15 protein-coding genes are annotated in these 13,848 nt (G+C 44.8%); 1 reads left to right on the forward strand and 14 read right to left on the reverse strand.

The window, feature by feature from the left end; genetic code table 11:
* Window positions 1-30: 30 nt before the first annotated feature.
* The 6 genes from cobS to tsaD all read right to left on the reverse strand — a co-directional run bounded on the left by cobS (window position 31) and on the right by tsaD (window position 4,664).
* On the reverse strand, window positions 31-759 hold the full coding sequence (gene cobS / locus B0180_RS01850) for an adenosylcobinamide-GDP ribazoletransferase (RefSeq protein ID WP_078255454.1): 729 nt from the start codon (window positions 757-759) through the stop codon (window positions 31-33).
* 8 nt (window positions 760-767) lie between these two features.
* Complete coding sequence (locus tag B0180_RS01855; protein WP_078255401.1) at window positions 768-1,355, reverse strand: histidine phosphatase family protein; 588 nt, start codon at window positions 1,353-1,355, stop codon at window positions 768-770.
* On the reverse strand, window positions 1,352-2,389 hold the full coding sequence (gene cobT, locus B0180_RS01860; RefSeq protein WP_078255402.1) for a nicotinate-nucleotide--dimethylbenzimidazole phosphoribosyltransferase: 1,038 nt from the start codon (window positions 2,387-2,389) through the stop codon (window positions 1,352-1,354). The genes B0180_RS01855 and cobT overlap by 4 nt, the downstream gene beginning before the upstream one ends.
* Before the next feature lie 82 nt (window positions 2,390-2,471).
* Window positions 2,472-2,987, reverse strand: coding sequence for a bifunctional adenosylcobinamide kinase/adenosylcobinamide-phosphate guanylyltransferase (cobU, locus tag B0180_RS01865; protein WP_078255403.1), 516 nt, complete (start codon window positions 2,985-2,987; stop codon window positions 2,472-2,474).
* On the reverse strand, window positions 2,981-3,625 hold the full coding sequence (locus tag B0180_RS01870) for a 2'-5' RNA ligase family protein (protein WP_078255404.1): 645 nt from the start codon (window positions 3,623-3,625) through the stop codon (window positions 2,981-2,983). Before B0180_RS01870 ends, cobU begins: the two co-directional genes overlap by 7 nt.
* Window positions 3,626-3,629: 4 nt before the next feature.
* Window positions 3,630-4,664: a tRNA (adenosine(37)-N6)-threonylcarbamoyltransferase complex transferase subunit TsaD gene (gene tsaD / locus B0180_RS01875; RefSeq protein WP_078255405.1), complete on the reverse strand. Its 1,035-nt coding sequence runs from the start codon at window positions 4,662-4,664 to the stop codon at window positions 3,630-3,632.
* A gap of 644 nt (window positions 4,665-5,308) precedes the next feature.
* Here tsaD and B0180_RS01885 point away from each other — a divergent pair.
* Window positions 5,309-7,534: an NADP-dependent isocitrate dehydrogenase gene (locus tag B0180_RS01885; protein ID WP_078255407.1), complete on the forward strand. Its 2,226-nt coding sequence runs from the start codon at window positions 5,309-5,311 to the stop codon at window positions 7,532-7,534.
* Between the two features lie 128 nt (window positions 7,535-7,662).
* On the opposite strand, the gene B0180_RS01890 is transcribed toward B0180_RS01885, so the two are convergent.
* The 8 genes from B0180_RS01890 to B0180_RS01925 all read right to left on the reverse strand — a co-directional run bounded on the left by B0180_RS01890 (window position 7,663) and on the right by B0180_RS01925 (window position 13,809).
* Window positions 7,663-8,772 (reverse strand): AOC03_06830 family ribosome hibernation factor, encoded by a 1,110-nt coding sequence (locus tag B0180_RS01890; RefSeq protein WP_078255408.1) that lies wholly within the window; start codon window positions 8,770-8,772, stop codon window positions 7,663-7,665.
* A 378-nt stretch (window positions 8,773-9,150) separates the two neighbouring features.
* Window positions 9,151-10,116, reverse strand: a complete 966-nt coding sequence (gene hemH, locus B0180_RS01895) for a ferrochelatase (protein ID WP_078255409.1) — start codon at window positions 10,114-10,116, stop codon at window positions 9,151-9,153.
* An 86-nt stretch (window positions 10,117-10,202) separates the two neighbouring features.
* Window positions 10,203-10,460: a zf-HC2 domain-containing protein gene (locus B0180_RS10370; RefSeq protein ID WP_143821250.1), complete on the reverse strand. Its 258-nt coding sequence runs from the start codon at window positions 10,458-10,460 to the stop codon at window positions 10,203-10,205.
* A 33-nt stretch (window positions 10,461-10,493) separates the two neighbouring features.
* Window positions 10,494-11,087 carry a sigma-70 family RNA polymerase sigma factor gene (locus B0180_RS01905; RefSeq protein ID WP_078255411.1) on the reverse strand — a complete coding sequence of 198 codons (594 nt, stop codon included), beginning with the start codon at window positions 11,085-11,087 and terminating at the stop codon, window positions 10,494-10,496.
* Between the two features lie 3 nt (window positions 11,088-11,090).
* Window positions 11,091-11,735, reverse strand: a complete 645-nt coding sequence (locus tag B0180_RS01910) for an HvfX family Cu-binding RiPP maturation protein (protein WP_078255412.1) — start codon at window positions 11,733-11,735, stop codon at window positions 11,091-11,093.
* Window positions 11,732-12,478 (reverse strand): HvfC family RiPP maturation protein, encoded by a 747-nt coding sequence (locus B0180_RS01915; protein WP_078255413.1) that lies wholly within the window; start codon window positions 12,476-12,478, stop codon window positions 11,732-11,734. Before B0180_RS01915 ends, B0180_RS01910 begins: the two co-directional genes overlap by 4 nt.
* 5 nt (window positions 12,479-12,483) lie before the next feature.
* The gene (locus B0180_RS01920) at window positions 12,484-13,404 is read right to left on the reverse strand and encodes an HvfB family MNIO-type RiPP peptide maturase (protein WP_078255414.1); all 921 of its coding nucleotides are present in this window, start codon (window positions 13,402-13,404) and stop codon (window positions 12,484-12,486) included.
* A gap of 81 nt (window positions 13,405-13,485) precedes the next feature.
* The gene (locus tag B0180_RS01925) at window positions 13,486-13,809 is read right to left on the reverse strand and encodes an HvfA family oxazolone/thioamide-modified RiPP metallophore (protein WP_078255415.1); all 324 of its coding nucleotides are present in this window, start codon (window positions 13,807-13,809) and stop codon (window positions 13,486-13,488) included.
* Window positions 13,810-13,848: the final 39 nt, after the last annotated feature.

Here is a 13,848-nt window from a genome sequence, read left to right on the forward strand (position 1 = left end):
TGGCTTGGTATCAGTCCAATCATACCAAACTTAGGATAAATACCAAGCCATCATTATAAGTGCAAATACTTCCGCAATCTCAACGCCTGCACCCAAGGTATCGCCAGTCACCCCGCCGATTCGGCGTACAAATACATAACGCAAGTAGCCAATAATACCGATCAGCCCTACCACCAAACCTGCTGCCAAACCTGCTGGCAGCAGCCCCAAAGTGATCATATAGCTCATAATTACGATCATCAAAATTGTTTTGTTATGATTAATCAAAGGCGAGCCCAAGCCTTGTGGTCGTATATAAGGCGTAGTCAATAACAGCATCAAAATACCAAGCCGCCCAAGCATGGGCACAAACATCAAGCCCATAGGCAGATTGAGCGACAAAAGACTATAAACGCCCGCCCATTTGAGCATGACGATACTAACAATCACCACCACACCCATCGCGCCTGTGTGCACATCTTTCATGATATCAAGCGTGCGCTGTCTGTCGCCCAAGCCCCCCACCCAAGCATCTGCAGTATCCGCCAAGCCGTCCAAATGCAGCCCACCTGTCAGATACACCCAAGCCGCCACGATCAGCGCACTTAAGAGCATGAGTGGCAAGCTTATCCACGTCATACCAAATAAAATCAGCCCAATCAGCAGCCCCACCAAAGGATAAAACAGCAGTGATGCTGCATTTTGCTGATGGCTTGGCATCACAGGCAGCGTGAGTGGCAAAGTTGTTAAAAACTGCAGCGCGATCAGCAGTGGTATCATTAGGCGGATCATATTTTGAGCCTGCCTTGATGGTAGCCAAAGTGGTGCAGCTCGCCCAAGTCAGCAGGCATGGTCAAGATGCTGTCTAATGACAAACCCTGAGCACGGCAATACAGATATTTGATCACGCCGCCATGACTGATCATACACACTTTTTGGTGATGATGCGTTTGGCAAATTTGTTCAATCTTAGCCAAACCTTCATCAATCCGCCGAGCAAACCGATATACCGATTCGCCATTGGGCGGTGTGAAGGCAGTTGGCGTCTGCCACCATATTGATAAGTCATTGGGATATTTTTGGTACAAATCCGCCGTACGCTGCCCTTCCCACTCCCCAAAATCCATCTCTTGGAGCTCATCAAGCACCACCAAACCCAACTTATATTGCAAGGCTTTTATTTTTGCAAAATCAAGGCAGCGAGATAGCGGCGAAGTGATGATCATCTGCCACTGATTGCTCAAAAAATTATCGTCAAAGCTGGCGTGCATCTGCGCCCAGCCTTTTTGGGTCAAGGCATCATCAGTGCGACCCCGCAATACCCCGCTTGTGAGTAGCCGAGTCTCGCCATGGCGTAAAACAGACAAGCTGATCATGAGCGGTCACTGACGCCTGCTTCATCGAAGGTCGACATATCACGATGCACCGTACACGCCAGCTGAATGATCCCAAATGCTGTCATCGCGCCCGTCCCTTCGCCAAGCCTTAGCCCCAGATCAATCAATGGTCGTGCTTCTAAGGCATCAAGCACCAGCTGATTACCGTATTCTGCCGATTTGTGCGAAAATAGCATATAGTCACGGACACCAGGATTAATACGCACAGCGCACAAGGCACAGACCGCAGAGATAAATCCGCCAATGATCACAGGCATTCCTAACTGAGCAGCGCGCAGATATGCCCCCACCATCGCTGCCATCTCAAAGCCTGCCACTGATTGTAGATAGGTCAGCGGCTCATTATGTTGATACAAGTCAATGGCTTGGTCAATGACAGCTCGTTTAAAGTTAAAAGTGGCTTCATCAATACCTGTACCAAGACCGGTTAATTGATCCGCGCGCTCACCCAAAAGCAGCCCCGCCAGAACCGATGATGACGTGGTATTACCAATACCCATCTCGCCTGCAATATAAATATCTGCGCCCAATGCGACCGCCTCTTCGACGCTGTTTTTGCCGATAACGAGTGCACGCTGACAATCATCATCACTCATGGCAGCGCGCTCCAAAAAATTATGCGTACTTGGCGCGATCGGCTGCTGATCGATGCCATGCGCCTCATACGCACCGCCCAAAGTGCCGCAGTCAATGACTCGGCTAATCGCCCCATAATGGCGTGCCATCACACTGATACACGCCCCGCCTTGAGCAAAATTATAAAGCATCTGACGGGTCACAGTCTGCGGATACGCTGACACGCCAAGACTTGCGATGCCATGATCGCCGGCAAACGTACACATATACGGCTTATCGGCAGTTGGGCACACCTTGCCTTGCATACCCGCAAGCTGAATCACCACAGTTTCCATCTCACCCAAAGAACCTGCCGGCTTGGTTAATTTGTCTTGGCGTTTTTGAGCCTGCGTGCGCATATGTTGGTTGATTGGCTTGGTTGGATCAAGATACCACATATTTCCTCGATAAATCAGTCGCTCAAATCAGTGAGCATAATATGTCAAAAAATTCAAATCATCTTAAGTTTCAAAAGCCAAATCAGCCTTTTAAGGTCATCGGTAAACCCGCCACACAAAAAATCACCTGATCTGCTTTTGCCGCTATGGCTTGATGTAAAAATCCAATCTCATCCACAAATCGACGCGTAAGCTTGCCCATTGGAACGACGCCTAAACCTGTTTCATTGCTCACCATGATCACATCGGCTTTTGTTGATGTTAAATGATCTAAAAAGTCATTTTTATATTTATCAAATAATTTATCATCAAGCATTAATAAATTAGACATCCATAGTGTCAAGCAGTCAATCAAAATCACAACCTGATCATCAAAATGCTGTAAGTAATGCGCCAAATCTACAGGTGTCTCGATGGTCTGCCAATGGCTTGGACGGTCGTTTTGATGGCGCAAGATTCTATGGTGCATCTCATCGTCATCAGCTTTGGCGGTCGCCACATATATCACGCGCTTACCAGTTTGTTCAAGCTGTTTGGCAAGCGCTTCAGCGTGGCGAGATTTACCTGATCGAGCACCGCCCAAGACAAGCGTTAGCATGAGTCATTCTCCAAAGTTGGCGACAAAGATATGCGATACAAGGCTGTTAATTGACCTTGCAGCTGATTGGGATCATAGTAGCCCACAGTCAGCGTCTTGACCCTAAAATCGATATCTCGGGTCTGAAGCGGTGTCAGCAGCGGTAATACATCACCGCTACTAAAGCTGCTGCGATAAAACCCCAAAGTAATGTGTGGATGATAGTCACTGGGAGCAATCTCGGGCTTAATGACACTGAGTGCTTGACGGATTTTTAGTAGCGTGTCGGTGGGGTGAATGGCGATGAATAAGCTGTTTAAAAATCCATCAATGCGATCTAGCGTCAATCCAAAAGGCGACAGGTTTAACGCTTGGACAGCTTGGATCTGCGCATCGATTTGTGATGCTGTGCAGTCATCATCATAGTATGGCTCATCCACCAAAAACCCATTAACAAATAGCGTGATATGCCACTGCCTGTGATAGCCTGGAGTTAAAATATCATCAAACAGCCGCTGATATTCTTGGCAACACTGTGACACCAGCTTGTCATCAATTTCGATATACCAAACAACATAACGGCGGCGACCTTTGTGCCATGCTTGATAATCAGCACAGACATCCAAGCCAACCAACTGGGTATCAGCAGGCAGTAGCATATATTCAGACGCTGAGCGTGGTCATATCCCAGCGCGGCACGCAGCGCACCGACAAATCATCGGCTTGACCTTGCTGAAGCCTACAAAAGCCAGCATACGCGATCATTGCGCCATTATCCGTGCACAGCTCAGTTGGAGCGTAGTACACCGATGCATTGATTTTTTGAAGTTCAGATTCTAGCGCCGAGCGTAGCGCCTGATTGGCAGATACACCCCCTGCGATGACCAACTGATCCAAGCCTGTCGTCTTTAATGCTTTAACGCATTTTTTGACCAAAGTATCCACTACCGCAAACTGAAAGCTGGCGGCGATGTCCGCACGGATGCTTGGGTCGCTGTCAGAGCCTGGAGTGTCTTTGATCAAATTATGCGCTGCGGTTTTCATGCCACTGAATGAAAAATCAAGCCCTTTATGCAGCATTGGTCTGGGTAGGTCGTAGGCATGTGGATTACCGCCTTTGGCTAATTTTTCAACATTTGGTCCGCCAGGATAGGGCAAGCTTAGCATTTTAGCGGTTTTATCAAAGCATTCGCCCACCGCATCATCAATGGATTCGCCCAAGATCTGATAATCGCCCACCCCATCAGCGCGCACAAGCATGGTGTGACCGCCTGAGACAAGCAGGCACACAAAAGGAAATCTCGGCGGATGATCACTAGCCAACAGCGGTGCAAGCAGATGCCCTTCCATATGGTGCACCCCGATCGCTGGCACATCAAGTCCATACGCCAGCGTCCGCCCAAACAGCGCTCCCGTCATCAAAGCCCCAATCAGACCAGGTCCTTTGGTATAAGCAACCGCATCAATCTGCGACTGATCAATCCCTGACTGCTCAAGCAGCTGCTGATATAGCGGCACCAGTTTGCGGATATGATCGCGACTCGCCAGCTCTGGCACCACGCCGCCGTAAGTTGCGTGTAGCTCAATTTGACTGTACAGCACTTGTGCAAGCACGCCGCCCTTACCGTCATTCAGCTCGCTGTCATAGATCGCAAGCCCCGTCTCATCACACGAGGTCTCAAGCCCCAATACCTTCATAATTCATTCTCAATTGTCATTATTTTGCTTGCTATTATAGCACAGATCCGCCCAAATATCGGCAGATGCCATCAAGGCAAAGCTTCGCCATCGTTGATAGGTGCCCCTTATTTTCTATCACGCCAAACCTTTGAAAAGCTGCCAAAAAGTGAAAGTATTATTAATGAGTTTATTTTAGGAATATCGTATGATTTTTGGCATTGCTGTCGCCAAATATTAGCTTTTGTGATTGATTTTTATGATTATTTTTTTAATTTATGGAAAATTGCATTTCATCATGATTTGATATTTGAGTTTGTGCCTATAAAGTAGTACATTTGTAGTCTATTAGAAGTGTTTATCAGACCAAATGGCGCGCAAATCGCATTTTAGATATCTGTCTTAAAATATGTGCCCGCCATGAACAACAAGGCTTTGAGCATTTTAACCAAAATATTCTTGTTATTATTTGGGATTGAGCGCTCAAACAAACTTTATGCACAAAACAGCATTTTTATTCAAAATATTAAAATTATCTGATGATCTAATAATTTTTTATGATGAATAGGCTGCTGCAGCCACTTTTGCAAGTAGGCAAAACAAGGAAAGTATGGCATAATACCGCCGATTTTAACCAAACCCGACATTGACAACCAGGAGTCTATATGAGCAAATCTACCATTGTCTATACTCATACCGATGAAGCCCCAGCATTAGCCACCTATTCTTTACTTCCTATCGTTCGTGCTTTTAGCAGTATCGCTGATGTTGATTTTGTGACCAGCGATATTTCTTTGGCGGGTCGTATTTTGGCAAGCTTTCCAGAGTATTTGACCGAAGAACAGCGAATTACTGACGCATTGGCTGAGCTGGCCGAGCTGGTGACCAAGCCTGAAGCCAACATTATCAAACTGCCTAACATTTCAGCCTCTGTGCCTCAGCTGTTAGCAGCCATCCAAGAGCTTCAAGACCAAGGCTATAAGCTACCAGACTACCCAACCAATCCACAGACCGACGAAGAAAAAGACATCCAAAAGCGCTACGACAAAATCAAAGGCAGTGCTGTCAATCCTGTGCTGCGCGAAGGCAACTCTGACCGCCGCGCACCCAAAGCCGTCAAAAACTTTGCCAAAAAATACCCACACAGCATGGGCGCATGGGGCAAGGATAGTAAATCACACGTCGCGACGATGGACGGCGGTGATTTCTTTGCAAATGAGCAATCCAAAACTGTGGCGGACGCCACGACAGTTTCTTTTGTGTTTACAGATGCTCAAGGCAACCAAACTGAGCTGCGCAAACCATTGGCACTAAAAGCAGGTGAAATCATCGACGCCACCATGATGAGTAAAAAAGCCTTGCTTGCATTCTTAGAAGAACAAATCAAAGATGCCAAAGAAAAAGATGTGCTCTTTTCGCTACACATGAAAGCCACCATGATGAAAGTCTCTGACCCCATCATCTTTGGTCATGCGGTGCGTGCATTCTTTGCGCCTGTGTTTGAACAATATGGCGAACAGCTGGCAGCTGCCGGCGTCGATGTCAATAACGGCTTTGGCAATCTGCTAGCCAATCTTGACAAGCTTGATGCCGAAACACGCGCAGGTGTCGAAGAAGCCATTTCACAAGCTTACGCCGCCAATCCAGACATCGCCATGGTAGACAGCGACAAAGGCATCACCAATTTACATGTGCCAAGTGATGTGATTGTCGATGCCTCTATGCCAGCGATGATTCGTAACTCAGGTCGCATGTGGGATAAAAATGGCGACGCCAAAGACACCAAAGCGGTCATTCCTGACAGCAGCTACGCGCATGTATACCAAGCGGTGATTGATTTTTGTCGTGAAAATGGCGCATTTGATCCAACCACGATGGGCAGCGTGCCGAATGTCGGATTGATGGCTCAAAAAGCTGAAGAATACGGCTCGCATGATAAGACTTTTGAAATCCAAAACGATGGTAAAGTGGAAATCATTGACGAAAATGGCAATGTACTTACCTCTCATGCTGTGGAAGCTGGCGATATTTGGCGCGCTTGCCAAACCAAAGACGCCCCTGTCAAAGACTGGGTGGGCTTAGCCGTCAATCGTGCTCGCTTGAGCAGCACGCCTGCGATTTTTTGGCTAGATGAAAAACGCGCACACGATGCTGAACTGATCAAAAAAGTCAATCAATACCTTGGCGATCTAGACACCGAAGGCTTGGACATCCAAATCCTTGCACCTGCCGATGCTTGCTTGGTCAGTCTTAAGCGCATGAAAGAAGGCTTGGATACCATTTCTGTGACAGGTAATGTGCTGCGTGACTATAACACAGACTTATTCCCAATCTTAGAGCTGGGTACTTCTGCCAAGATGCTATCGATTGTACCTTTGATGAATGGCGGCGGCATGTTTGAAACAGGTGCAGGCGGTTCAGCACCAAAACATGTGCAGCAGTTTAATGAAGAAAATCATTTGCGCTGGGACAGCTTGGGCGAGTTCTTGGCACTGGCAGTATCGTTTGAGCATTTGGCGCAGACCACCGACAATGCCAAAGCACAAGTGCTTGCCGAAACGCTTGATCGCGCGACCGAAAAGCTTTTATTAAACGACAAATCGCCAAAGCGCAAAGTCGGCGAGCTAGACAATCGCGGCAGTCATTTTTATCTAGCGATGTATTGGGCGCAAGAATTGGCATCACAAGACAGCGACGCCATGATCGCAGAGAAATTTGCACCTGTGGCAAAAGCCCTGACCGATAATGAAGCAAAAATCCTTGATGAACTGAATCAAGTTCAAGGTCAATCTACTGACATCGGTGGCTATTATGCCCCTGACTTTGATCAGGCTTCAGCGGCAATGCGTCCAAGCCAAACGCTCAATCAAGCACTTGAGCTACTTAAATAAAGACAAGCCTAAAAAAATATCCCAAACCTTTGGGATATTTTTTATTTAGTCTTCCTAAAATAAAAAACCACGCCTATCTTGATAGGCGTGGTTTTTTAGTCATTGATCTAATCAATGAATCCAATCAATTAGTAGCGAGTAATCAATGCGATTGGCTCTTTTTCGCTCATCTGATCACGCGGTACAAACACAACTTCACCACCATTATGATCAACCAATTCAATGATTTCTGCCACCGCATCATCATTCACGCCTTCATCTGAAGCATTCTCAGCGACCAACAAAGTTGCATTTTGTTCATCAATCGTCGCAGGCACGCTATGACCTTGGCGAACCAATAGCATCACGGCATTGCCTTCAACTGCAGAGCGATAGATTTGCTGAAGATCCGTGCGTACCATTTTTTCGTTTCGCGCTTTTTCAAGTTCGCCTTGAGCATTTTCGTAACGAGTTTTGCGCTTATCTTCAACCAATTCTTGAACACCGTCAATGATTTCTTGGGCGCTGCCATCTTTGAGATGTGGCAAGTTATCAACCTTACCCAAAATGATTGATGGATTATCACACACTTGCTCATAAAAACCCAATGTACGCGAATCACCGACCAAAATCACAGGCAGTGGCGATGCGTTATGAATACGCTGCAAGCTCTTATCGACGCGATTCATAAACTCTTTTAAATAGCTGTGATCGTCTGACGATCCTGTGCGATCCGATTTACTGCCTGTTGGTAGCGTAGTGTTTTTGATTGGGAAAGACAGCTCATCTTGATTTTCTTGGCGCGGACTGCTGCCAATGACTTCTTTAACCAACACATTATTGACACCGACAAGCAAGCGGGCGTTTTCGCTAGTCACAACCAGCACATAGTAATTTACCGCTTCTGACAGATCACGCATCAGATCGCGCGTCGCAAATTTATTACCGATGATCACGCGCTCTTTGGCGTCAAAAGGCAGGCGAAGCACTTCGGCGCTAGAATCTGTCGCAAAAATCGCCAACATATCCAAATTATAGTTATGATCAAGCTCATCAGTTTGGGCAGTGATGTTAGCTAAGATGGCATCAGCCGTGCGTTTGTCATATTCTTCCGTGATACGATCTTCAGCAATTTTTAACTGATTTTTTAAAGCGATGGCATCTTGCTCATTTTCAGGATGCGTGCGATGGGTCTTAACAAAGATACTGACCGCAGGATTGGCTTGGGTTTGTCTTAATTGCTTTAGTGTCGTTTTCATGTATTTCTCCTATAAATTTTTCCGTTCATCACTCATCGCTTTATTTGCTGATTAATTCTAAAAACTTAGTTATAAATTTCATAAATTGATATAAGTTCATGAATTAACAGATCAAATTGTGATGTGATGATTTGAGTATAACAACTCTCTCCCAGCCTGCGTAGGCGATTTTGTGCGCTTTTTGCCCTTGATGCGTTATTTTATGTTAGTTTCTTACCCCCATGAAACACTGTGTACCTTAGGGGTGATCAAGGTAAGATATTAGTTAAATTTTTTAAATGATCAAACCACTTAACCATGGCTAAATTTTACTCGTAAAAATCCCCAAAACCAACAGGCTTTGGGGAACTAGCAAGTTTTCGTAATTCATCTTTGAACTTATAAATATTTTTTAATCACATTTGCCATCATCTGAATGTGCAGCGGATCCGTATTTAATGCAGGAATATAGTCATAAGCTCGCCCCCCTGCCTCTAAGAAATTATCCCTATTTTCAACGGCAAGCTCTTCGAGCGTCTCAAGGCAGTCAGCAGAAAATGCTGGACTCATAACCTGCACAGAAAGCCCTGACGCACCCCACTCAGCAAGCAGCTCGTCAGTGTATGGCTTTAGCCATTCTTGGGCACCAAAACGCGACTGGAAACTGATCGCCCATGCATCCATCGGCAAACCTAAGCGATCTGCTAACAAAACTGCCGTGGTTCGACATTGTTCAGGATATGGATCGCCTTTATCTGCATAGGGCTTGGGGATACCATGAAAACTCATCAAAAGCTTATCAGCGCGCCCATGCTCCGCCCAGTAGCGCTCAACAGACTGCGCCAATGCTTCGATATAATCAGGATGATCGTGGTAATCCTTGATAAAGTTTAGGTCAGGTACATTTCTGGTGTTTAATAGTAGCTTGGCAATTTTATCAAAGGCGGCAGCCGTTGAAGTGGCTGAATACTGCGGAAAAAGCGGCAAAATAATGAAAGACTCCACGCCCTGCGACATCAAATCCGTCATCACCGATTTGACAGAAGGATTGCCATAAGTGGTTGCAGGATGGACAGGTATATCAATGCCCTGCTGGGCAAGAAGATCCTGTAGGTCTTTAGCTTGATTTTTGAGTATCACCAATAACGGTGAGCCGCCGTCCATCCACACACTTTGATAGGCGTGGGCGACACGCTTAGGTCTGGTCGTCAGCACAAAGCAATTTAAAATCACCTGCCAAATCACTTTGGGGATTTCGATCACGCGCGTATCGCTCAAAAATTCACGCAAATAACGACGCACCGCGTCAGGCGTTGGGGCATCTGGCGTACCCAAATTAACCAGGAGTATGGCTGTTTTTTTCATAAGGCAAAACAAATTAAGCAAAGTTTGATTTTATCATTTTTTTAATAAAAAATCTCAGCCAAACTTAGGATTTATCATTAACTTTATCAATCATAGCTTTTGGATGTTTTGGTTGGTGCGCTTGTCTGATCGAGTGATGCTGTCTTTGTGATTGAGGTTTTACCAGCTCTATGATGACGCACAAGCTGCCTAATCAGTTGGTTGTTTTGCTCAAATGTCCGACACTTTTTACAAATCATCAAATGTGTCTTAACCGCCAATTTTTCTGAGGCGCTCAATGATTCTTCATATGAGCGGCTAATCAGCTCTGTTGTTTTTTGGCAATTTGCCATAAATTTTATCATAAATTTAAGCACTTTATTAAAATCTTGGAGCAACTAACAGTCTAGCCATTTGATCGACAAACAGGTCTGTAGTCTCAATCTGGCACGATGCATGAGCACATAATAATTCTGACGACTGATGTTTAATTCTTGGCAGATAACCTCTGTGTCAAGCTCAATATACTCTTTCATCAAAAACGCGCGAGCCTGCTCTTTGGGTAAATTATCCAAACACAACTCAAGCACCGCCCAAAAATCATCTTGCTCGACACAATCAGCAGGGTTTTCCAAGGTTTGGCTTAGTGCTTGAATTTGGCTATCAGCGTACCAATGCCCATTGGCATCAAACAAATATTCAAGAAATGAAGCATCATCTTGCTCATCATTTGAAAAGTCGGATAAAGGTATGTATTTTTGGGTTTGGCGAATATGATCACTGATCTTATTTTTTAAGATGGCAAACAGCCAACTTTTTAATGCCGATCTGCCCTGAAAGCTGTCGGCGTATTTTAAAGCATTCATCAAAGCTTCTTGTACCACATCTCGTGCGCACTGCTCATCGCCCAATTGATTATAGGCAAACCGATACATGGGTATATAAAGCTCAGCAATGACATCGTCATCAATTATCGTATTGATATCAGCCATGATTTATCTTTTCTTAATAAAAATCAGACGATAAAACCAATCATCCACGCTCAAATAACGCCCTGCGCCAAACACCAATAACACCAGTAGCATGATCAAATAAGTAACACCAAATTCTACGCCATTATTAAGTATGACAAAATTCCCTGTTTGAGTCAGCCACTCAAAATCACCCTGAGATTGTAAAATTTCATTGGCTTTTGCCAGTCGCTCGCCAGCAGCAAGCGAATTTTGTAAACTTGATTGACCTTCAGGCAGGTAAGAAAACAGCTGAGAGATGTTCGTTGTAGGGTCTGTGGGCGTAATGGCGTACCATCCGTTTTTCAAATGCACCTTAACAATTGCAACCATCATGGTCATTGACAACATCAAGGCAAACCACCGAGTTAACACACCAAATAATAATGCTGCACCGCCGATCAATTCTGCAAAAATCACCAAAATAACCCAAAGGGGCGCAAATGGCAATCCAAGCCCCCATGACACATCCCCAAACCATGAGACCATACTATCAAACTGCGTCAATTTTTGCCAACCTGCCACAATAAAAATAGGTGCTAGATATAAACGCAGCGCCAATAAAACAAAAAAATCAAGCTTCGGCAGCAGCTGAGCGACAGCCAGATATAAATTCATTATCTTATTCATCGTTTAATCTCAATCATGACTTGAGCGTCAAATAAAGTTCGGAATAATTCCTCAGTCTGATCCATCAAATCAGCCTTAAGCCCAAAATAATTCACAATATCGACAATCAAATCAGCTGGGCTTGGATACACCTTATCAGTCTCTTGGATAAAAGTTAATACAATAAAGCTGACGATATTTATCTGCATAAAAGCCGTCTGATAACCCTCATCTAAGGAGCGATATACCAACACAAAGGTATCTTGTGGCTTTGTCGGCAAATACTCACTACCAATTTGATGAACCTCCCAAGAATACTTTAAGACTTGTAAGGTGCTGTTGATAAAAATCTGCCGATTATCCTCTTCCAAAAAAAGCTTCGGCGGGATGTTGGGCAAATTATCAACATATAGCTCTATCCATTCATAGTGAGCAAGCTCTGCAACGCACGGATGAAGATCAAACGCAGTGATAATATCCTCATCCAAATAATCCACAAACTGCTTATTAATTTCACTAAAATACGGGCTGGACATATCGCCTTGCTTTATAAAAGACAATAAAAGCCTATGCCAAACTGGCTCATCAATGATCTTGCGACAAACAGGAAAGCATTGATTGACAAAACCTGCCACTGCACGAAAAATCAAAGTTTGGTAAAGCTCTCCGACGCGCTTTGGGATAGTGTCACAGCTTTCATGGGCTTGCTTGCGAATATAGTCGCCAAAATCTTGTTGGAAATGTTTTAAATTTGGTGCTTTCATACCGATCAAATGGTCTTAGTTTTAGATAAATTTTCCACTTGGGCAGATTGTAGCCAGCGGATATGATTCACTTCGTCTATCAGTTGCTCGAGGCTTGGAAAGTTAAAATCTCGCTCCAGACAAGTTGGAATCATATCAGCAGTTTTTGCGGTACGCTGATAAATCTCATCATAAGTAGATTCAAGCAATGCCCATACTTGATTAACAACACTTTCACCATGCGTGTCAATAATCAATCCATCATGATCAGCATAATGACCAGCGACATGCAAATAACAGACTCTCTCCAAAGGCAGCTGGTGTAGATATTCCTGCGCATCAAAACCAAAATTTTGGCTATTAACAAAAATATTATTAACATCTAAGTGTAGCAAACAGTCAGCTTCTTCAATCACCGCTGTGATAAATTCACAATCGGACATTTCACTTTCTTTTGGGCGATAATAATAAGATGCGTTTTCTAAGCCAATTTGCCGACCAAGAATATCTTGCACTTGACTAATCCTGTCAGCTACCCATGTAACCGCCTCAGATGTGCAAGGCATAGGTAGTAAGTCATACAAATATCCCTTGGAATCGCCACACCACGCCAAATGCTCAGTAAATAACTCAATCTCATGACGCTGCATAAACTGCTTAATATTTTTGACATGCTGAACATCCAGCTGTCTTGTACCGCCTATGGATAACGACAACCCATGGCAGACAAAATCAAAACGCTCACTATAAGAGCGAAGCAAGGCATCAAATCTCCCGCCCATGACACCTTGTGAATTCATCCAATTTTCAGGTGAAACCTCAAAAAAATCAATCTCATGGGATAATGAGTAGCGCCCATCCATCTGCGCCATCATCTCACGTCGAAACCCCATGCCAGCGCCCATCGGCACGACTGACTGACTTTTGACCTGCTTGATCGTTGACATGATTTACACCCATCAATCTTATGTCATACCACTTTACGATGATAAAGCATTGCGTCTTTATCATCGTAAATCTCGGTTTATTTACTTAGAAGCACCACAATTGGCGTTGGCATTTTTATTTGCGCTGGCACCACAGTTGGCACTACCCATTTTCTCAGCGCTTGCGCCACAATTGGCATTGGCGTTTTTGCTTGCTGGGGTGGGAGTGGCGGCGCATTTACCTTCGCCGCATTTACCTTCGGCATCTTTGGTCATCATGCCGCCCATCGGTTTTGTGCTATTTTGATAGCCTTGCTCCATTGATTTTGCTTGCGGCTTGGGCATGGCTTCTGATTTGCAAGCCACCAATCCAGTTGCAAGTAATGTCGCAACAGCCAGCCCAGTAATTTGCTTTGAATTTGACATAACATTCTCCTTTTGAATAAAAACTCAATCATCATCACA

The sequence above is a fragment of the Moraxella canis genome (assembly GCF_002014965.1).
GTDB classification, from domain to species: Bacteria; Pseudomonadota; Gammaproteobacteria; order Pseudomonadales; family Moraxellaceae; genus Moraxella; species Moraxella canis.

What these genes read in the sequence shown, in the direction of transcription:
- cobS (WP_078255454.1), bottom strand. Translation starts at nt 759, where the DNA reads ATGATACCACTGCTGATCGCGCTGCAGTTTTTAACAACTTTGCCACTC.
- B0180_RS01855 (WP_078255401.1), bottom strand. Translation starts at nt 1,355, where the DNA reads ATGATCAGCTTGTCTGTTTTACGCCATGGCGAGACTCGGCTACTCACA.
- cobT (WP_078255402.1), bottom strand. Translation starts at nt 2,389, where the DNA reads ATGTGGTATCTTGATCCAACCAAGCCAATCAACCAACATATGCGCACG.
- cobU (WP_078255403.1), bottom strand. Translation starts at nt 2,987, where the DNA reads ATGCTAACGCTTGTCTTGGGCGGTGCTCGATCAGGTAAATCTCGCCAC.
- B0180_RS01870 (WP_078255404.1), bottom strand. Translation starts at nt 3,625, where the DNA reads ATGCTACTGCCTGCTGATACCCAGTTGGTTGGCTTGGATGTCTGTGCT.
- tsaD (WP_078255405.1), bottom strand. Translation starts at nt 4,664, where the DNA reads ATGAAGGTATTGGGGCTTGAGACCTCGTGTGATGAGACGGGGCTTGCG.
- B0180_RS01885 (WP_078255407.1), top strand. Translation starts at nt 5,309, where the DNA reads ATGAGCAAATCTACCATTGTCTATACTCATACCGATGAAGCCCCAGCA.
- B0180_RS01890 (WP_078255408.1), bottom strand. Translation starts at nt 8,772, where the DNA reads ATGAAAACGACACTAAAGCAATTAAGACAAACCCAAGCCAATCCTGCG.
- hemH (WP_078255409.1), bottom strand. Translation starts at nt 10,116, where the DNA reads ATGAAAAAAACAGCCATACTCCTGGTTAATTTGGGTACGCCAGATGCC.
- B0180_RS10370 (WP_143821250.1), bottom strand. Translation starts at nt 10,460, where the DNA reads ATGATAAAATTTATGGCAAATTGCCAAAAAACAACAGAGCTGATTAGC.
- B0180_RS01905 (WP_078255411.1), bottom strand. Translation starts at nt 11,087, where the DNA reads ATGGCTGATATCAATACGATAATTGATGACGATGTCATTGCTGAGCTT.
- B0180_RS01910 (WP_078255412.1), bottom strand. Translation starts at nt 11,735, where the DNA reads ATGAATAAGATAATGAATTTATATCTGGCTGTCGCTCAGCTGCTGCCG.
- B0180_RS01915 (WP_078255413.1), bottom strand. Translation starts at nt 12,478, where the DNA reads ATGAAAGCACCAAATTTAAAACATTTCCAACAAGATTTTGGCGACTAT.
- B0180_RS01920 (WP_078255414.1), bottom strand. Translation starts at nt 13,404, where the DNA reads ATGTCAACGATCAAGCAGGTCAAAAGTCAGTCAGTCGTGCCGATGGGC.
- B0180_RS01925 (WP_078255415.1), bottom strand. Translation starts at nt 13,809, where the DNA reads ATGTCAAATTCAAAGCAAATTACTGGGCTGGCTGTTGCGACATTACTT.